17 protein-coding genes are annotated in these 17,642 nt (G+C 68.1%); 14 read left to right on the top strand and 3 right to left on the bottom strand.

Annotated elements, in window-relative coordinates; translation table 11 throughout:
• Window positions 1-3: 3 nt before the first annotated feature.
• Window positions 4-624: a hypothetical protein gene (locus NM1_RS00080; protein ID WP_068012334.1), complete on the top strand. Its 621-nt coding sequence runs from the start codon at window positions 4-6 to the stop codon at window positions 622-624.
• A 22-nt stretch (window positions 625-646) separates the two neighbouring features.
• Here NM1_RS00080 and NM1_RS00075 read toward each other — a convergent pair whose 3' ends face one another.
• Entirely contained in the window at window positions 647-1,165 is a 519-nt protein-coding gene (locus NM1_RS00075; protein ID WP_211339362.1) for a dihydrofolate reductase, read from the bottom strand.
• A 128-nt stretch (window positions 1,166-1,293) separates the two neighbouring features.
• On the opposite strand from NM1_RS00075, the gene NM1_RS43435 reads away from it, so the two are divergent.
• The 4 genes from NM1_RS43435 (at window position 1,294) to NM1_RS00060 (ending at window position 5,200) form a co-directional block, all read left to right on the top strand.
• Window positions 1,294-1,845, top strand: a complete 552-nt coding sequence (locus NM1_RS43435; RefSeq protein ID WP_211339363.1) for a phenylacetate--CoA ligase family protein — start codon at window positions 1,294-1,296, stop codon at window positions 1,843-1,845.
• Complete coding sequence (locus NM1_RS43430; RefSeq protein ID WP_211339364.1) at window positions 1,842-2,687, top strand: phenylacetate--CoA ligase family protein; 846 nt, start codon at window positions 1,842-1,844, stop codon at window positions 2,685-2,687. The genes NM1_RS43435 and NM1_RS43430 overlap by 4 nt, the downstream gene beginning before the upstream one ends.
• Before the next feature lie 276 nt (window positions 2,688-2,963).
• Window positions 2,964-4,517 carry a mannitol dehydrogenase family protein gene (locus NM1_RS00065; RefSeq protein ID WP_084519002.1) on the top strand — a complete coding sequence of 518 codons (1,554 nt, stop codon included), beginning with the start codon at window positions 2,964-2,966 and terminating at the stop codon, window positions 4,515-4,517.
• Window positions 4,514-5,200, top strand: coding sequence for an HAD family hydrolase (locus NM1_RS00060; protein WP_084519001.1), 687 nt, complete (start codon window positions 4,514-4,516; stop codon window positions 5,198-5,200). The genes NM1_RS00065 and NM1_RS00060 overlap by 4 nt, the downstream gene beginning before the upstream one ends.
• A gap of 297 nt (window positions 5,201-5,497) precedes the next feature.
• On the opposite strand, the gene NM1_RS00055 is transcribed toward NM1_RS00060, so the two are convergent.
• Both NM1_RS00055 and NM1_RS00050 read right to left on the bottom strand, forming a co-directional pair.
• The gene (locus tag NM1_RS00055; RefSeq protein ID WP_068012332.1) at window positions 5,498-6,811 is read right to left on the bottom strand and encodes a sensor domain-containing diguanylate cyclase; all 1,314 of its coding nucleotides are present in this window, start codon (window positions 6,809-6,811) and stop codon (window positions 5,498-5,500) included.
• Window positions 6,812-6,844: 33 nt separating this feature from the next.
• Entirely contained in the window at window positions 6,845-7,654 is an 810-nt protein-coding gene (locus tag NM1_RS00050) for an SAM-dependent methyltransferase (protein WP_068012329.1), read from the bottom strand.
• 543 nt (window positions 7,655-8,197) lie between these two features.
• Here NM1_RS00050 and dpgA point away from each other — a divergent pair.
• From dpgA to NM1_RS00005, 9 genes are all read left to right on the top strand, one after another.
• On the top strand, window positions 8,198-9,325 hold the full coding sequence (gene dpgA, locus NM1_RS00045) for a 3,5-dihydroxyphenylacetyl-CoA synthase DpgA (protein WP_068012327.1): 1,128 nt from the start codon (window positions 8,198-8,200) through the stop codon (window positions 9,323-9,325).
• A 37-nt stretch (window positions 9,326-9,362) separates the two neighbouring features.
• Window positions 9,363-10,100 carry an enoyl-CoA-hydratase DpgB gene (gene dpgB, locus NM1_RS00040; RefSeq protein ID WP_084519000.1) on the top strand — a complete coding sequence of 246 codons (738 nt, stop codon included), beginning with the start codon at window positions 9,363-9,365 and terminating at the stop codon, window positions 10,098-10,100.
• Between the two features lie 10 nt (window positions 10,101-10,110).
• Entirely contained in the window at window positions 10,111-11,412 is a 1,302-nt protein-coding gene (gene dpgC, locus NM1_RS00035) for a (3,5-dihydroxyphenyl)acetyl-CoA 1,2-dioxygenase DpgC (protein WP_068012325.1), read from the top strand.
• Window positions 11,409-12,215: an enoyl-CoA-hydratase DpgD gene (dpgD, locus tag NM1_RS00030; RefSeq protein WP_068012324.1), complete on the top strand. Its 807-nt coding sequence runs from the start codon at window positions 11,409-11,411 to the stop codon at window positions 12,213-12,215. Before dpgC ends, dpgD begins: the two co-directional genes overlap by 4 nt.
• An 87-nt stretch (window positions 12,216-12,302) precedes the next feature.
• Window positions 12,303-14,114 carry a thiamine pyrophosphate-binding protein gene (locus NM1_RS00025; protein ID WP_068012323.1) on the top strand — a complete coding sequence of 604 codons (1,812 nt, stop codon included), beginning with the start codon at window positions 12,303-12,305 and terminating at the stop codon, window positions 14,112-14,114.
• 46 nt (window positions 14,115-14,160) lie between these two features.
• Window positions 14,161-15,222 carry a catalase family peroxidase gene (locus NM1_RS00020; protein WP_068012319.1) on the top strand — a complete coding sequence of 354 codons (1,062 nt, stop codon included), beginning with the start codon at window positions 14,161-14,163 and terminating at the stop codon, window positions 15,220-15,222.
• Window positions 15,219-15,794: a cytochrome b gene (locus NM1_RS00015; protein WP_068012317.1), complete on the top strand. Its 576-nt coding sequence runs from the start codon at window positions 15,219-15,221 to the stop codon at window positions 15,792-15,794. Before NM1_RS00020 ends, NM1_RS00015 begins: the two co-directional genes overlap by 4 nt.
• Complete coding sequence (locus NM1_RS00010) at window positions 15,791-16,981, top strand: MFS transporter (protein ID WP_068012315.1); 1,191 nt, start codon at window positions 15,791-15,793, stop codon at window positions 16,979-16,981. Before NM1_RS00015 ends, NM1_RS00010 begins: the two co-directional genes overlap by 4 nt.
• 188 nt (window positions 16,982-17,169) lie before the next feature.
• Window positions 17,170-17,642: DUF222 domain-containing protein (locus NM1_RS00005; RefSeq protein WP_157123821.1), on the top strand; the 473-nt coding region annotated here is incomplete at its 3' end.

Here is a 17,642-nt window from a genome sequence, read left to right as displayed (position 1 = left end):
AGGGTGGAAGATCAGCAGGAAAGTCACGGCACGACCGGCAGACGTTCGATCGCCATCGGCACCGTGGCGGCCGTAGCGGGTGTCGGGGCCGGAATCGCCGCGGCGCAGATCGGCAAGGCAGACGACGGGGAATCGACCGCGGAGGGCTCCTTCAAGGTGATCGACCGCCGCGGTAGACAGCGTTTTCTCCTCGAGACGAGCAAACCCCCGATCATTCTCGGCGGCAAGACCTATCCGGCGGCGGAACGGAACGGTCCGGACGGTTCCTATCTGCTGTTCAACGATCAGAACGGCGATGAGAAGGGCGGCATCATTGCCGCTGCCGACGGGGCCGCGATCACGCTGGACTATCCCAACGGCGACGCCATCCATCTGCAGGCCGAATGGCGGGACAAGACGGGTGGAGCGTCGCTGTTCATGCGGCACATGGGCGATCCGGCGACACCGGTGGAAGAGGCGAAACACCCCATGGGGCTGCGGCTTTTCGCCGATACGGAGAACGGCACCGGCCTGACGCTGTGTGATCCGCAGGGTCGGCCGCGCATACAGCTGCGGGTGGCGATGGACGGCACCCCCTCGATCGCGATTCTCGACGAACAGGGTGCCGTCGTGAAACAGCTCTGAGGCGGCGCTCCGCGTGGGCCCGCTACTTGCGGGCGTAGCTGCGGAATACGTAGTAGTCCTTGCCGTTGGAGGACTTTTCGAGGCCGGTGGTGAAGGCCATGATGAAATCGCCGGAGATCTCGGGGGCGTAGACATCGCCCTTGACGTCGGTGCTCACCTCGGTCACCGAGATCACCGTCGCGTAGGGCAGTGCCTCGCGGAAGGTCTCGCCGCCGCCGATCACCCACACCTCGTCGGGGTCGGACAGGCTCAGTGCCTCGTCCATCGATCCGGCGCGCTCGGCGCCCTCGGCGAACCACTGCGGATCGTGGGTGAGGACGATCGTGCGCCGGTCCGGGTGGGTCCGGGCCTGTTCGGGCAGCGCATCCCACGTCCGGCGTCCCATGATGACGGTGTGGCCGGTGATGATGTCCTGGAAGTGCTGCAGATCCTCCGGAATGTTCCAGGGCACCGTGCCGTTCGCCCCGATGACGCGATCGCGAGTCTGCGCCCAGATCAGCCCGATGGTTCGCTTGCCGGTGGGTGTCGTCGCTGAGCTCACGATTCCCAGGATAGCCAGATCTTTAGACAAGGCAGTTATTCGTGAGCAATCAGACTCGGCCGTGTCTGGAGAATTCTCGGTCGACGCGACGGATGGTGCGCGCCCCGGGTGCGCCGTAGGGTCACGTCATGAGTCGGAGTCCGGAACAGGCCGTGCTGGATCTGTTCGCTCGAACCGCCGCGACCGTACCCGCCTACCGGGACTTTCTCGCCGAGCACGGCATCGACCCGGCGGCCGTGACCACGCCCGCCGACTTCGCCCGAGTGCCGCTCGTCGACAAGCCCGGCTACCTGCGGCGTCACCCGCTCCCGCGGCTGTGCCGGGACGGGCGTATCGGCGATCTGATCGCGGTGTCGTCCGGGTCGACGGGGGAGCCGACGCCGTGGCCGCGCGACCTCGCCGACGAGCGCGTCGTCGCCGACCGGTTCGAGCAGGTGTTCCGCGACGGATTCCGGGCCGGGGAGCGCCGCACCCTGGCCGTGGTCTGCTTCACGCTGGGCACCTGGGTGGGCGGGTTGTATACGCTCGGCTGCGTGCGCGAACTGGCGGCGCGCGGCTACCCCGTGACGGCGGTGGCGCCCGGTAACGACAAACGCGAAATCCTGCGCGTGCTACCGGGTCTGGCGCCACTGTTCGATCAGGTTGTGCTGCTGGGCTATCCGCCGTTCTCAAGGACGTGATCGATACCGGCCGCGCCGAGGGGGTGCCGTGGGCCGACTATCGGATCAAGCTGGTGACGGCGGGGGAGGTGTTCAGCGAGGCGTGGCGCACGCTGGTGGCGCGGCGGGCCGGCGATATCGACCCGGGCACCGACATCGTCTCCCTGTACGGCACCGCCGATGCCGGGGTGCTGGGTAACGAGACCCCGCTGTCGGTGGAGATCCGGCGGCTGCTGGCGGAGCGCCCGGCCGTGGCGCGCGACCTGTTCGGTGCCTCCCGGTTGCCGACACTGGTGCAGTACGACCCGCACCGGCGCTATTTCGAGGCCGTCGACGGCACGCTGGTGGTTTCCGGGGACGGAGGAATTCCGTTGCTGCGCTATCACATTGCCGACGAAGGCGGGATTCTCGAGCACCGGCGGCTGCTGGATTTCCTGGCGCGCAACGATATCCGCCCCACCACGCCGGGACCCGACCTGCCGTTCGTCTACGTGTTCGGCCGCAGCCATTTCACGGTGTCCTTCTACGGCGCCAACATCTATCCGGAGAACATCACCGTCGGCCTGGAGCAACCCGGCATCTGCGAGGAGGTGACCGGAAAGTTCGTGCTGCGGGCCGTGGAGACCGGCGATCGGGACAGGGAACTGCGGGTCGAGGTCGAGCTGGCGCCTCGGGTGGCGCCGTCGCCGGAGCTTGCCGACCGGATTGCCGCCGCCGTGCACGCCGAACTGCACCGCCGCAACAGCGAATTCGCGCACTATGTGCCGGACGAGCGGCAGCGACCGGTCATCGACCTGTTCGACCATGCGGATCCGGAGCATTTCCCGGCCGGGGTCAAACACCGTTACACCCGGCCGTCGTAAAGCTCTTCGTCGGCACTCGGTGTGGGCAAGCTCACGGGCAACTCCGCCGCGACCGTATTGTCGGCATCGGCGGCGGGCCGATCCGCACGCTGAAATGCGAATTTACGGGATATTTGCGGAGCACGTCATATGTGTTCGGAATGTAAAACGCAGCGGTGAAGTTTGCTGCGCCCTCGAAAAGCCGCGAGGTTCCGTCTAGCGTTTGAAATGCGACCGATTCAGTGACGATTCGACGCTTCACGTAAACCCTTTTTCGGACATCATGGAGGCCCGCGCATGCGTGTGCCACTGAATACTGCGCTCGCCGAACCGAACATCGACTATTCCGCGCCCGACATTGTTCCCCGGTTGTCCGCGGAAAATCTCCCCCAACTGCCACCCGGGGTGGTGCGCCCGAAGTTTGCCCTCGGCAGCCTCGCCACCGGCATCGTGCATCTGGGTTGCGGCTCGTTCCACCGCGCCCATCAGGCGCTGGCAACTCAGCACGCGATCGCCGCCACCGGCGACCCGCGCTGGGGGATCGCGTCCGTCGCCATGTCGCGCCCGGATGTCGTCACGGCGCTGCGCGCGCAGGACAACCTGTACACGACGCTGCTCAACGACGGCGGCCGGGTGCGCGCCGAGGTGGTCGGCACGATCACCGAGGCGGTGCACGCGCCCAGCGACCCGATCGGCGTCGCCCGGCGCATCGCCGATCCCCGCGTGCGCGTCGTGACGCTCACCGTGACCACCGACGGATACTGCGTCTCCCCGGTCACCGGCCGTCTGGACACCGGCTGCGATCGAGTCGTGCGAGACCTGCGCCGCCGCGCGCGGCCGCAGACGCCGATCGGCATGGTGGTCGCCGGGCTGGCCGAGGTCAGGCGCCGCGGCGGCATCCCGCCCGTGCTGATCAGCTGCGACAACCTGTCCGCCAACGGACACCAATTGCGTAGTGCGGTCATCGATTTCGCCGCACTGACGGATGATCGGCTGGCCGACTGGATCGCCCGCAACGTGCGGTTCCCGTGCAGCGTGGTCGACCGGATCGTGCAGCCCGGCACCGCCGCCGACGCCGCCGTGGCGCGAAATTGGCTGGGCGGCATCGACGATCGCACGCCGGTCTCGGCCGAGCCGTTCCTCACCTGGACCATCGAGGATTTCGACGGCGAGCGCCCGCACTGGGAGGCCGCCGGAGCCCAGTTCGTCGGCGACGTCACCGATCACGAGCTGGCAAAGCTGCGGCTGCTCAACGGAACTCACATGCTGCTGGCCTATCTCGGTGCGCTGGCGGGATATCCGACGATCGCGCAGGCGGCCGCCGATCCGGCGCTGGCCGCGCTGGCGCGGCAGTTCATGCTGTGCGAGCAGGCGCCGACCCTGGCCCTGTCGGGTGCCGAACTGCGTAGTACCGTCGACGAATTGGTGCGCCGGTTCCGCAATCCGGCCATCCGCCACGATATGACGCGGGTGGGCCGCAACGGTTCGGACAAGCTGCTGCCGCGCGTGGTCGCCGCCATGAGCGACAATGTCGCCGCGCGGCGGCCGACCCCGGCGGCTGTCCTGCTGATCGCGGCCTGGATACGCTGGTTCGACGTCGCCCGCACCGACGACGCGGTCATGCGGCTGATCGATACCCGCGCCGATGCGCTGGCCGGACCGGCCGCCGAGGCCGACCCGCATCGGCGGGCGGAGCTGTTCCTGGCGCGCACGGATATCTTCGGTGCGGTGCCGGACCTGGAGCGGGTGCAGCGGGAGGTGGGCGACGCATTGGCGGAACTCGGCCGCGACAGCGTGCCGGAGGTGGTGCGGCGGCGACTGCTGCCGGAATTCGAAGGGAGAACGAGGTGAGCGCCGAAAGACCGGTTCGCGCGGTGGTTTTCGATATGGACGGGCTGCTGCTGGACTCCGAGCGACTGGCGATCGAATCGCTGATCAGCTCCGGTGAGCAGCTCGGCTACGACCTGCCGCTGGAATTCTGCCGCGGCATGATCGGGCAGCCGGCCGACCGCTGCCGCGAGCTCGCCGTCGCCGCCTACGGTCCCGGATTCCCCGTCGACGATTTCTTCACCACGCACGAGGCCACGCTCGGCCGGTTCGTCGACGACGGCCGCCTGACCGTCAAGCCGGGCGTGACCGAGATGCTGGACGCGCTGGACTCCCAGGCGATTCCGCGGGCGATCGCGACGTCCTCGGGCCGGGAGCGCACCGATCACCACCTGCGGGTGGCCGGGATCGCGGGCCGCTTCGACGCCGTGGTGACCCGCCAGGACGTGACCCGGGGCAAGCCGTACCCCGACCCGTACCTGACCGCGATCGCCGCCCTGGGCGCCGACCCGGAACACGTACTGGCCCTGGAGGATTCGCCGAACGGCCTGCGCGCGGCCCACGCCGCGGGCCTGCGCTGCCTGCTGATCCCGGACCTCGTCGCCCCCACCGCCGAAACCCGAAAACTGGCCCACCGCGTATACCCGGACCTACACCAGGCAGTGGCTTATATTTCCGCGGCCAACGCGCCCGCTCCCGCCACGTAGCGCGGCTGCGGTTGTTGCCGCGGGCGGTGTGTCCGGTCCCGCGACGTAGTGCGGCTGTGGTTGTTGGCGTGGGCGGTGTGTCCGGTCCCGCGACGTAGTGCGGCTGTGGTTGTTACCGCGGCCGGTGTGTCCGGTCCCGCCGTGTAGGGGCGGTTGCGTTGTTGGCGCGGCTGGCGTGCCCGCTCTCGCCGTGTAGGGCGGCTGTGATTGTTGGCGTGGCCGGTCACGTGGCGTGGGGCGATTTTGGTTGTTTGGCCTGGCCGGTGTTTCCGGCTCGGTCGTGTAGCGCGGCTGCGGTTACTTCCGCGGTCGGTTGCCTGATCTGGTTGTGTGCTGCGACCCAGGCCGCTGCCGGACCGCCTTGTTGCGGTACATGGCCGTGTCGACGGTGTGCATCAGGTCGTCGATGGCCTCGGGCCGCTCGGTGACCAGGGCCGTGCCCACCGAGGCGCCGACGGAGATCGTGTGGTCGCCGACGGCGATCGGTTCGGTGAGCGCGGCGAGCAGGCGGCCGGACAGGGAGACCAGCTGGTCGGCATCGGTGCAGCGCTCAGTGAGCACGATGAACTCGTCACCGCCCAGCCGCGCGGCGAGGCCGTCGGGCGCCGCGGCGATGCGCAGGCGCTCGGCCACGGCACGCAACACGCGGTCGCCGACGGTGTGCCCGTGCTCGTCGTTGACCTCCTTGAAGCCGTCCAGGTCCAGGTAGCACAGGCCGATCGGCGGGGTGGCGTGGGCGAGCCGGTCGAAGAACAGCACCCGATTGGCGAGACCGGTGAGATTGTCGTGGTGCGCGTCGTGCCACAGCCGATCGGCGAGCGCCTTTCGCTCTGTGATGTCGACACAGACGCCGATGAGGAACCGCACCTGCCCGGCGGCGTCCCGCACGGCCGACATGGACAGGTCGATGATGGTGTGGCTGCCGTCGGGCCGGGAGTGGTCGGTCTCGATCCGGAACCGATCGATATTGCCGGTCAGCAGCTGCTCGAACTGGGCATAGGCCTGACCTATGTTCTCCGTGCCCAGTATCTCGGCAACCGACCGCCCCGGCATGAGTTCGGCTGGGACGCCGAGCATTTCGGCCATCGCCGCATTGACGTCCACCACCGTTCCGGTGGTGACGTCGATGGTGCCGATGCCGACCGAGGCCCCGGCGAAGATGGCCGCGAACCGCGCCTCCGACAGCTGTCGCTGCGCCTGCGCCCGCTCGACGGCCGCCAGCGCGGCCGTGAGCGTGGACTCCTGCTCCGACAGTGCCGTAATACGCAGCGCCGCAGTGAATCCGGCCGCGAACTCGGCGGCCACGGTGATCGCGTACTCGCGCACCCGCTCGCGGTCCGGCCCGCCGGGTTCCGGGCTCACCTCCTCGACCATGTCGCGGCAGATGATCGGCACGGTCCGCGCGACCGCGGCGTCGTCGCGGTAGTTGGCCGCGACCAGCGCCGCCGCCGCGGAGCGCGCCGCCGCGAGATCTTCCGTTCCGCGCAGCACCGCCAGCAGCTGTTCACACAGGCCGGTCAGCAGGTCCTCGATCTGGGTTCGCGTCAGCGTGGGGGCAACGACGCCGTCGAGTGCGTCGGCCCACCGCAGCCCCACCTTGTTCGAACCCATCAGCAGCCCCCTGCCTCTCGAGATACCCCCTGATCAGACTCTGTACCCCACACCCGCCAGGCCGAGCGAGCGGCCGGGCGACTCGTGCAGGTCGCGCTCGGATTCCGGGCGCCACTGCGGAAGTTCCACCACGCCCGGGTCGACCAGCTCCCAGCCGGTGAACAGGGCGGTGATCGAGTCGCGGTCCCGGAAGCGGATGCCGACGTGGCTCTGGTTGGCGGAATGGTCACCGAGGCGGGCGGCGTCCTCGGGGCGCTGGGCCGAGGTCAGGTGGGAGATGGCCACGTAGCTGCCCGGGAGCACCGCCTCCCGCAGCGCCGCCACCGTCTCCACCGGCCGCTCGTCGTCCTGCAGCAGGTGCAGGACCGCCACCAGCAGCAGGCCCACCGGCTCGGTGAAGTCGATCAGCCCGGTATCGGCGGCCTTGGCCAGCAGTTCGTCCGGTTTGCGCAGATCCGCCTGGATCGCGTCGGCGTGCTCGTTGTCCACCAGGATCGTGCGCGCGTGGGTGACCGCCACCGGGTCGATATCGACGTAGAGGACGCGGATGCGCGGGTCGATCGACTGCGCCACCTCGTGCACGTTACCGGCGGTCGGGATCCCCGATCCGACGTCGAGGAACTGCCGAATCCCCTGGTCGGCGAGGTATCGCACGGCCCGGCGCAGGAATGCCCGATTGCTCAGGGCCAGTCGCGGCAGGTCCGGGACCAGCTTCTTGCCCGCCTCGGCGGCGAACCGGTCGACCTCGAAATTGTGCGAGCCGCCCAGCAGGGCGTCGTACATGCGTGCCGGGCTCGCCTGCGTCATATCCACGCCCTCGGGCGCCCATGCCGGCCTGTCCACTCGAAAACCCCTCTTGCGCTTGCGATCCGGGCCGCCTCCGAGCGGGCGGTCCGGGGCACCCCGCGGATGATTTGTGAACGCTCACTCGCAGGGGCGTACTGCGCATGGTAGCCCGCCTTGCTGTGAAGCGGATCGAGGGTGAATGCCGCGCGACCTCGGCGCGAGGTGTGGCGAAGGTCTCATTTCGTGTTCGCGGTACGGAGCGCTCGCCGCGGGTGTCGATGTGCAACGCGTTCAGTGCCCGGAACCTGCCCCTAGTTGTCGGGTCGCCGGACGTGGTACCAGCGACGATTCGGGCATTGATATGTCATGTGGCTCAACGCGTTTCAGATTCCGGATGCGTCGATGACCAAAATTTTCACGGTTGCCGAGGATATCCGCCATTGCTAGCCTGAGCCTGTCAGAAAATTGCTCGGGGGTGTGGTCGGCGGTCTCGACGACGAGTCGTCGACGTAAACATCAGCAATTTCGAGAAGGCATCATGTCGATACCCACCAGGGGTCGTCGTGTCGTTCCATCGGCGCTATGGAACGGATTTCGGCAATGACGACCATCGTGCAGCCGTACACTACCGAAACCGATTCGACCCCGGCGGATGCCGGAGGTACCTCGGCGTTGCCCCGATTGCTCGGGGTGGCGACCGCGAATCCACCTACCGGATACCGCCAACGGGAACTCATCGATCTCCTCGGGATCACCGACCCCAAAATCAGGGGCGTATTTCTCAACGGTGGTATCGAGCACCGATACCTGACATTGCCGCCGCGTGACGAGGACGGAAATTTCCGGGTCGAGACACAGGCGGAACTGCTCGACAAACACCGCCGCTACGGCGTGCAGACCGGTGCGGACGCCATCCGTGCCTGCCTGCGGGGTCTCGGACGGGACGCGGCGGAGATCAAATACCTGGTCGCTGTGACGACCACCGGATTCCTGACGCCGGGCTTCAGCGCGCTGCTGATCGACGAGCTCGGCCTGTCACCGCATACGGCACGGCTGGACGTGGTCGGCATGGGCTGCAACGCCGGGCTCAACGGCCTGACCGCCGCGGCGAGCTGGTCGGCGGCGCATCCGGGCGAGCTGGCGATCCTGGCCTGCTCGGAGGCGTGCTCGGCCGCCTACGTCTTCGACGGGACGATGCGGACGGCGGTGGTCAACAGCCTGTTCGGGGACGGCGCGGCGGCGCTCGCGCTGTGTGCCGATACGGCGGGGGCGCCGGGGAACACCGCCGCACCGGCGCTGCTGGCCCAGCGCAGCTACATGATCCGCCACGCCATCGGCGCGATGCGCTACGACTGGGACTCCGACGCCGGAAAATTCAGCTTCTACCTCGATCGCGAGGTTCCCTACGAGGTCGGTGCGCACGTGGAGATCGTGGTGGACCGGCTGCTGTCGGAAAACGGCCTGCGGCGCAAGGACATCGCGCAGTGGATCGTGCATTCCGGCGGCAAGAAGGTGATCGATGCGGTCAAGATCAATCTCGGGCTGACCGCGCACGATTTGCGGCACACCGTCGGTGTGATGCGCGATTACGGAAATCTGTCCAGCGGATCGTTCCTGTTTTCCTACGAGCGCCTGATCGCCGAAGGGGTCACGCGGCCCGGCGAATACGGCGTGTTCATGACGATGGGGCCGGGCTCACAAATCGAGACCGCCCTGGTGAGATTCTGATCCTTTCCTGAATATTCATTTGTACGGGGGTAATTCGATGAGTACAGCTTCTACCGTTCACCGGAACGGCGCCGGGGAGGACGGTGCGGACGTCCATATCATCGCCGCCGTGATTTCCGCGGCCGCACCGCTGTCGGCCGAACTGGTCGAGTCGGTCACCGCGCTCGCGCGCCGGGCCGAGGACGCCGCGGCGGGAGTGCGGCACTGCGTGGTGCTCTATATCAGCGGAGCGCCGTCCCGCGAGTATTTCGCGTGGCCGGGCGAGGTGGCCGTGGGTGATGTCGGCAAATGGGAGGCCGCATTGCGACGACTGGAGCAGGTGCCGATGCCGATCATCGCGACCGTCGACGGCCAGGCCTACGGGCCCGCGGCGGAGCTGCTGCTGGTGGCCGACTACCGAATCCTGCGGGCGGACAGCGAGTTTCGTTTCGCGGCGTCGGCCGCCGGTATCTGGCCCGCGATGGGCATCTACCGGCTGGCGGCGCAGATCGGCGCCGGCCGGGCCCGCGATCTCGTGATCCAGGGCCGCGGCCTCACCGCCGCGGCGGCTGTCGAACGCGGGCTGGTCGACGTGGTGGCGACCGACGCCGAGGCCGAGACCGGCGCGATCCGGGCCGGGCTGGCGCTGTTCGAATCCGCGGTCGGCTCCGAGGTGGCGATCCGGCGGCGGCTCCTGCTGGACGCGATGACGACCCGGTTCGAGGACGCCCTCGGCGCCCACCTGGCGGCCTCGGACCGCACCCTCCGCCGCTCGCGGGCCGGGGCTGTGTCGTGAGCGGGCTGGCATGAGCACCGCGATCCTGCCCGGTGCGATCGGCGATCTGTCCAGGGATGGCGCCGAACTACGCAGGGCGGCAGCCGAACACGCTGAGCTGCTGCTGGAGTTGGGGGCGGTCGACGATCGGGACAGCGCGGCCGCCGAGCGTGCGGCGGCCGCGCATCGGTCGCTGCGAGAGTTGCGGCGGCGATTCCTGCAGCGGCACGTAGCCGCCGTCTACGGTGCCGCGACCGCGGACTATCGCGATCCGCTCCGACTGGCCGAACTGGCAAGCGCCGCAACGGATCTGTTTCCCGGTTTACTGCCGTCCGCGGAGCAGCTCGCGCTCGATGCGGGGCAGCCGCAGTCGGCGAAGGAGGGCTGGGAGATCGATCAGGGCCTCTTCTTCGCGGCCGTGTTCGCGGATCCGGTGGCGGGCAACCATCTCCTGGACGCCATGCGCGCACCGACTCGGCGCGCGCTGGAGCTGGCCGACGAGTTCGCGGCCACGGGGACCGTCGTGCTGCGGGCGGCGACGGTCACTCGCGTGGACACCACCGCGACGGTCACCATCACCAATACGCACTGCCTCAACGCCGAGGACAACCAGCACGTCGCCGACCTGGAGACGGCGGTGGATCTGGTACTGCTGGACCCGCATTCGCGGGTCGGCGTGCTGCGCGGCGGAGTGATGGACCATCCGCGCTACCGCGGTCGTCGCGTGTTCAGCGCGGGTATCAACCTGGCGCATCTGCACGAGGGCAGAATCTCGTTCGTAGATTTCATCCTCGGCCGCGAAACCGGGTACATCGCGAAGATTCTGCGTGGATTGGCGACCGGAGAGGTCATGCCCGTCACCAAACCCTGGGTGGCGGCAGTGGATTCGTTCGCCATCGGCGGCGGCGCGCAGCTGCTGCTGGTGTTCGACCGTGTGATCGCCGCTGCGGACGCCTATTTCAGCCTTCCGGCAGCGCAGGAGGGCATCGTCCCGGGCGCGGCGAACCTGCGGCTGGGGCGGGCGACCGACCACCGGCTCTCCCGCGATGTGATCCTGTGGGGCCGCCGGATCCACGCGACCGAACCCGACGCCCGCCTGGTGTTCGACACCGTCGTCGAGACCCAGGAGATGGACGGCGAAATAGACCGGGCCGCCCGTCAACTCGCCGCCGAGGCGGTGGTGGCCAACAAGCACATGCTGGTCGCCGCGGAGGAACCGCAAGACGTATTCCGGTGCTACATGGCGGAATTCGCGCGGCAGCAGGCGTTGCGGTTCTACGGCTCCGACGTTCTGGCGAAGGTGAGCCGCTTCAGCAGCGGGGTGGGCCGATGACGGTCACCGACCTGTCCACAGTCGAATACCGCAAGAGCGGCCACGTCGCCACCGTGGAGCTGGCCCGGCCCGAGGTCCTCAACGCGATGAACCTGTGCATGCATGCGGAACTGGCGCGGGTGTGGGACGACATCGAGGCCGATGACGACATCTGGGTCGTGGTGCTGAGCGGGCAAGGGGAGCAGGCCTTTTCGGTCGGCCAGGATCTGAAGGAACTCGTCCGGCGGATCGACTCCGGTACTGCCCGCTCGTCGTTCGGCAGCGCCGGCAAGCCCGGATTTCCGCGGATCACCGAGCGATTCGGATTCGCCAAACCCATCATCGCCAAGGTGCGTGGCTACGCTCTCGGCGGCGGGTTCGAGCTGGCGCTCGCGAGCGATATCGTAATCGCCTCGGCGGACGCTCAATTCGGCCTCACCGAGGCGAAACTCGGCCTGATACCCGGTGCGGGCGGGGTGTTCCGGCTGCCCCGGCAGGCGCCGTACCGGATCGCCATGGGGCACCTGCTCACCGGGCGCCGGATGTCCGCCATGCGGGCCGCCGAACTCGGCCTGGTCAACGAGGTGGTCGAGCCGGGGGAGCTGGATGCCTGCACGGACCGGTGGGTCGCCGATGTGCTGGCATGCGCACCGCTATCGGTCCGAGCGATCAAACAGGCTGCGGCCGAGGCTGTTACCCAACCACTGGCGACGGCATTCGAGAGCGAATACCACTGGGAAACCGTTCGTTCGCGCTCCGCCGACGCTGAGGAGGGCCCGCGAGCATTCATGGAGAAGCGTGCGCCGCGCTGGAGGGGGGAGTGATGCAGGACCGGCCACCGAGGCTGCGCCCGGCGTTGGCGTTGCGCCGTTGATCAACGCCGCACCACCGAATCCGATACAGGAAGTTCCATGCACACATCCGACAAGAAGCTCGGCCGCGACATCATCTTCGACTATCTGCGCGCGGCCGGAATCGAGTACGCCTTCGGTGTGCCCGGCACACACGAGATTCCGCTGATCGACGGCACCACCATTCCGGAGAACGAGGTCTCCTACGTTCCGTGCCTGCACGAGAACATCGCCGTCGGCGCCGCGATGGGGTACGCCCGCATGTCCGGTCGGCCCGGCGCGGCCATCGTGCACGTCACGCCCGGCACGGCCAACATCATCGACAACCTGTACAACGCCTACCGTTCCAATATCCCGGTGCTGGTGCTGTGCGGGCAGCAGCACAGCGACCTGCTGATCCAGGAACCGATCCTGGCCTCGGACCTGGTGCGCACGGCCGGGCAGTATGCGAAGTGGGCGCACGAGGTCCGCGATATCGACGAGCTGCCGCTGGTGCTGCAGCGCGCGTTCAAGGAGCTGACGGTGCCCCCGCTGCGGCCCGTATTCCTTTCCATCCCTTGGAATCTCCTGCTGGAGAGCCCGACCGCGCCCGATGCCGGGAGGTTCACCCGCATCGCGCACTCGGTCATCGGCGACCCGAACGGAGTCGCCGCCGCGGCGGAAACGCTGGCGCGCGCGAAGCGTCCGGTGCTCCTGGTCGGCGACGGCGTCGGCGAGGCGAACGCCTGGCCCGAGATCGAACGGCTGTCGTATCTGCTGGGGGCGGCGGTCTATTCGGAGAACCAGGCCAGCCGGATGAACTACCCGAACAATCTGCCGCACTGGCAGGGCGAGCTGATGCCGTCCCAGGAGGGCGTGCACAAGCAGCTCGAGGACTTCGACACGCTCTTCCAGATCGGGGTGAACTCACAGGCGCAGATCCTGGTGTTCCGCTGGGAGAACGGTCCGATCCTGCCCGCTCATCTCACCCAGGTGATCCTGCACAACGATTCGTGGGAGATCGGCAAGAACCACTACGCCCAGGTCGGCGTGCTCGGCGACATCAAGGCCACCCTGCCGTCGATCATCGAGGCCGTCGCCGAACATGCCGCCTACGACCAGGGTGCGGCGGCGGCGCGGAACAAGGCCATCCTCGACATGGACTCCCGTCGCGACGCGGCGTTCGCGGCCTCGGCGGCCGAATTTCCCGGCCCCGCAGGCAAACCCATCCCCGATCACCAGGTGCCGATGATCGTCGCGCAGGTGCAGCAGACCCTCGCCAAGCCGATCACGGTCATCAACGAGGACTTCTCGGTCCTGCCCGCGATCCAGAAGGCCATCCAGTACGACCATCCCGACGCCTACTTCTGCACTTCCGGTGGTGCCCTGGGCTTTTCGCTGCCCGCCTCCATCGGCATCGCATTGGCGCTGGGCCGCGAGCGGCTGGTGGTCGACATCGTCGGCGACGGATCGGCGCTTTTCCACACCAATTCCTGGTGGACCACCAGGAAATTCGAGCTGCCGGTGTTGTACCTCGTGTTGAACAACCACGAGTACAAGACCCTCATGACCGGGCTGAAGAACATCGAGAAGCTCTACGACTGGCAGCCCTCCCACGATGCGTGGTACCTGCGGCTCGGCCAGCCCAGCCAGGATTTCGCCCGGATCGCGGAGACATTCGATATCGACGGTGAGGTGGTCACCGACGGGCGCAAGCTGCGCGAGGCCGTCGAGCGCGGATTCAAGATCATCGAAGGGGGTCGCCCCTACGTCATCGACATCCGCATCGAATCGGGGACCGTCCCGGCGCCGCCGACGGACATGATGCTGGTCGAGAAGCCGGACGTGGATATCGAATGGGCACAGCAGCTCTGGTCCATGGGGCCGCCGTGACGGCCGTGCAACAGCACCGGTCGAACGATCGAGGAGGGGAGACACAATGACCGACGGCCGAGGTCCGTCGCTGAATCGCCGCACGCTGCTGGGTGCCGCCGCCATCGCGGGCGTCGGCATTGCCGGGATCGGCGGGTTCCTGTTCAGCGAAGATATCGTGGGGCCGTGGCGGCTGACCGCCCGGCGCATGGTCGACAGGTTGGAAGCGACGGCCGGGGGACGGTTCCCCGGGTATCGCCGCAATCACGCCAAAGGCGTTGCCGTGGCGGGCTATTTCGAGAGCAACGGTGCGGGTGCGGAGGTGTGTGAGGCCTCGGCCTTCCGGGAGGGTCGCTACCGACTCGCGGGCCGGTTCTCCCTCGGCGGCGGCAACCCGCAGATGCCCGACGATATGGAGGCGCCGCGCGGACTGGGTCTGCAGATGTTTCTGCCCGGGAGCGAGCAGTGGCGGCTCGCGATGATCAACATCCCGGTCTTCCTGGACGCGACCCCGGAGGACTTCTACACGCGCACACTGGCTTTCGCGCCCGACCCGGCGACCGGGAAACCCGATCCGGCGCGGATGAAGGAGCACATCGCCTCGCATCCGGCGACCGCCGCGGCGCTCGAGATCATCGGCAGCAAGCCGCCGGCGCCGACGTTCGCGGGCTCGACGTTCTACGGCCTCAACGCCTTCGAATGCACCGACCACAACGGCCGGACCGTGCCGGTGCGCTGGCATCTGGAGCCCGAGGACCGCATGCCGTCGAATCCGTCCGGCGCCCTGTTCGATCCGCTGGTCTCCGAGATCAAGAACGGGCCCGTGCGGTGGACCATGGTGCTGGTCGTCGGCGAACCCGGGGTCGACCCGACCGATGATGCGACCAAGCCGTGGCCGCCCGAGCGGCGCCGAATTCCGGTGGGCACCGTCGTGCTCGATCAGGTGCGCACCGAAGCGTCGGAGAATGTGCGAGAGGTGAACTTCGATCCGCTGGTGCTGCCGAAGGGCATCGCTCCCTCGGATGATCCACTGCTGCAGGCACGTTCGGCCGCCTATGCGGAGTCCTTCCGGCGGCGCGCGGGCGAGGACGGCGGCGTCGGCGCGGTGAATGCGGAGGCGGCCCGATGACTCTGCGCGAAGCGGCGACCGACACCACCCGATTCGGAATGGCGGCGCGAATCCTGCACTGGCTCATGGCCGTATCGATCGTGGCGATGATCTTCATCGGCGGATCGATGGTCGGGTCGCTGGGCAACTACGGGCGGCTGCTGAGCATCCACAAGACCCTCGGCCTGGTGATCCTGGTGCTGGCGATCATCCGGATCGCCAACCGGGTCCGGCAACGGCCGCCGCGGCAGGACCCGGATCCGCTGAGCCGGCCGGAGCGGCTGGTGGCCACCGCGTCCGAGATCCTCATGTACGTCCTGTTCCTGGCGCAGCCGATCGTCGGCTGGTGCCTGGTATCGGCCTCGGGCATCCCGATCCGAATCCTCGGCGGTCTGTACCTCCCCGCGATCGTGCCGACCGATGCGGGCCTGTACGCCGGGTTGCGGACACTGCACAGCGTTCTCGCCTATGCGCTGTTGGCGGCCTTCACCGCGCACATCTGCGCGGTGCTGTTCCACGCACTGATCCTGCGCGACACCGTGCTTCGGCGGATGACGTTCGGTGGTTCGCGTGGTGGTTCGCCGAGCCGATGACCGTCTCGGTGGCCGGCCGCGGTCGCGACACCACCGCCGTTGTCGTGATCGCGGTAGTCCTCGTGGGCGTGAACCTACGGGCCGCGCTCACGGGCGTGGGGCCGCTGCTGCCGAATATCGTTGCCGATACCGGGATGTCGGCGGCGTGGGGCGGATTGCTCACCGCACTGCCCCTGGTGGCGTTCGCGGTGCTGTCGCCGCTGGCGGCGCGGATGGCGCAGCAGGGGGCCCGGCGCCTGGTGGCCCCCGCGTTGGCGGTGCTGCTGATCGGGCTGCTCGTGCGCTCGATCCCCGGCCTGTCGGCGCTGTTTCTGGGAACGGTAATACTCTCTGCCGCAATCGCCTTCGCGAACGTCCTGCTGCCCTCGATAGTGCGCGGCAGTGTCCCGGAGGCTCGGATCACCACGGTCACCGCGGGCTATGCCACGGCGATGACCGCCGCCGCCGCGACGGCGTCGGGAATAGCGGTGCCGCTCGCCGACCACCTCCCTGGAGGCTGGCGAACAGCCTTGGCCGCGTGGGCTTTACCCGCAGCCGTGGCCTTGGTGGCGTGGCGACTGCCGGGGGCGTCGGTGCGGCGGCGCTCACAGCAAGACACTGTTACCGAGGGTCATGCCCGTATCCCTTGGCGTTCGGGGGTGGCGTGGCAGGTGAGTCTGTTCTTCGGCCTGCAGTCGCTCGGTTTCTACGCCACCATCGCGTGGCTTCCGAGCATCCTGCGCGACAACGGAATCACCGCGCGCGAGGCCGGTTTCTACCTGTTCGGGTTCCAGCTCATCGGTCTGCTCGCCCTCAACGCGGTCCCGCTGCTGCCGCGAGCCCTGCGCGTCCCACGTGTACTCGCGGCGGCGGCCTCGCTGTTGAATGTCGCGAGCGTGCTGCTTCTCGCGTTCGTGCCCCGCCTCGCCCCGCTGGCCGTCGTGGGCACAGGTATCGGCGCGGGTATCTGCCTGGTACTCGCGATGTCGTTCCAGAGCGAACGCGCGGCCGACGCCGCCGGAGCCGCGGCCCTGGCGGGTATGGCACAAAGCGTCGGATACCTCGTCGCCGCGGTGGGGCCCCTGCTGCTCGGCCTGCTGCACGCCGCGACCGGCGGCTGGGCACCGGCGCTGATAACTCTCGCGCTTCTAACGGCGGTTCAGGCGGTCGTGGGCTACGGCGCGGGGCGGGCACGAACAGTCACCTGAAGGGTTCTGCCCGAACCATGCGACCTTCGACGTTTCTTCGCCGAGCTGCCTTTGAATACGGTCGTCCTGTCTCGGACTCGAAATATACTGCGGGACAGTTGATATGGGTCAGGTGTCCAGTGTGAAGATGTGTGGATCAGATCTCGTTTCTCCTGTTCGGGAATGTCGCCGTGGGGTAGAATTCGAACATGCATTCGAGTGGGGGAGAAGTTGGTGAACGGGCCGCGGGCCCGTTGCGGACGGCGGTGGCCGATCTGCTGGACCTGCCGCTTACCCCGCTGTCCGATGACGAGGTCGTCGGGGTGATGCGGGAGGTGGAGCGGTCGGTGCGGGTGTTGACGGCTGTGCGGCATCGGTTGCTGGTGGAGTCGAGTGAGCGGTCGTTGCCTGCTCGGTTCGGGTCGAAGTCGTTGAAGAAGTTTTTGATGGAGACGCTGCGGCTGGCGAGTGCGGATGCCGGGTCGCGGGTGCATCAGGCGCTGTGGGTGGGCACGTTCCACGATATGGGCGGCGATGCGTTGGAGCCGCAGTTGCCGCGGACGGCGAAAGTCTTGGCGGCGGGCGAGGTTTCGGCGGATCATGTGCGGGCGGTGGCGGCGGTGATGAACCGGGTGCCGCGTGGGGTGTCGGCGGAAGATCGGGCAGCGGCGGAGCAGATTCT

This window comes from Nocardia mexicana NBRC 108244, from assembly GCF_001613165.1.
GTDB classification, from domain to species: domain Bacteria; phylum Actinomycetota; class Actinomycetes; order Mycobacteriales; family Mycobacteriaceae; genus Nocardia; species Nocardia mexicana.
The sequence above is the reverse complement of the archived record's forward strand: the minus strand, read 5'-3'. Positions and strand labels throughout refer to the sequence as shown.

Excerpts from the sequence above, each read along its gene's own strand:
- NM1_RS43435 (WP_211339363.1), top strand. The coding sequence starts at position 1,294 with ATGAGTCGGAGTCCGGAACAGGCCGTGCTGGATCTGTTCGCTCGAACC.
- NM1_RS00065 (WP_084519002.1), top strand. The coding sequence starts at position 2,964 with ATGCGTGTGCCACTGAATACTGCGCTCGCCGAACCGAACATCGACTAT.
- NM1_RS00055 (WP_068012332.1), bottom strand. The coding sequence starts at position 6,811 with ATGGGTTCGAACAAGGTGGGGCTGCGGTGGGCCGACGCACTCGACGGC.
- dpgA (WP_068012327.1), top strand. The coding sequence starts at position 8,198 with ATGACGACCATCGTGCAGCCGTACACTACCGAAACCGATTCGACCCCG.
- dpgB (WP_084519000.1), top strand. The coding sequence starts at position 9,363 with ATGAGTACAGCTTCTACCGTTCACCGGAACGGCGCCGGGGAGGACGGT.
- dpgC (WP_068012325.1), top strand. The coding sequence starts at position 10,111 with ATGAGCACCGCGATCCTGCCCGGTGCGATCGGCGATCTGTCCAGGGAT.
- dpgD (WP_068012324.1), top strand. The coding sequence starts at position 11,409 with ATGACGGTCACCGACCTGTCCACAGTCGAATACCGCAAGAGCGGCCAC.
- NM1_RS00025 (WP_068012323.1), top strand. The coding sequence starts at position 12,303 with ATGCACACATCCGACAAGAAGCTCGGCCGCGACATCATCTTCGACTAT.
- NM1_RS00020 (WP_068012319.1), top strand. The coding sequence starts at position 14,161 with ATGACCGACGGCCGAGGTCCGTCGCTGAATCGCCGCACGCTGCTGGGT.
- NM1_RS00015 (WP_068012317.1), top strand. The coding sequence starts at position 15,219 with ATGACTCTGCGCGAAGCGGCGACCGACACCACCCGATTCGGAATGGCG.
- NM1_RS00010 (WP_068012315.1), top strand. The coding sequence starts at position 15,791 with ATGACCGTCTCGGTGGCCGGCCGCGGTCGCGACACCACCGCCGTTGTC.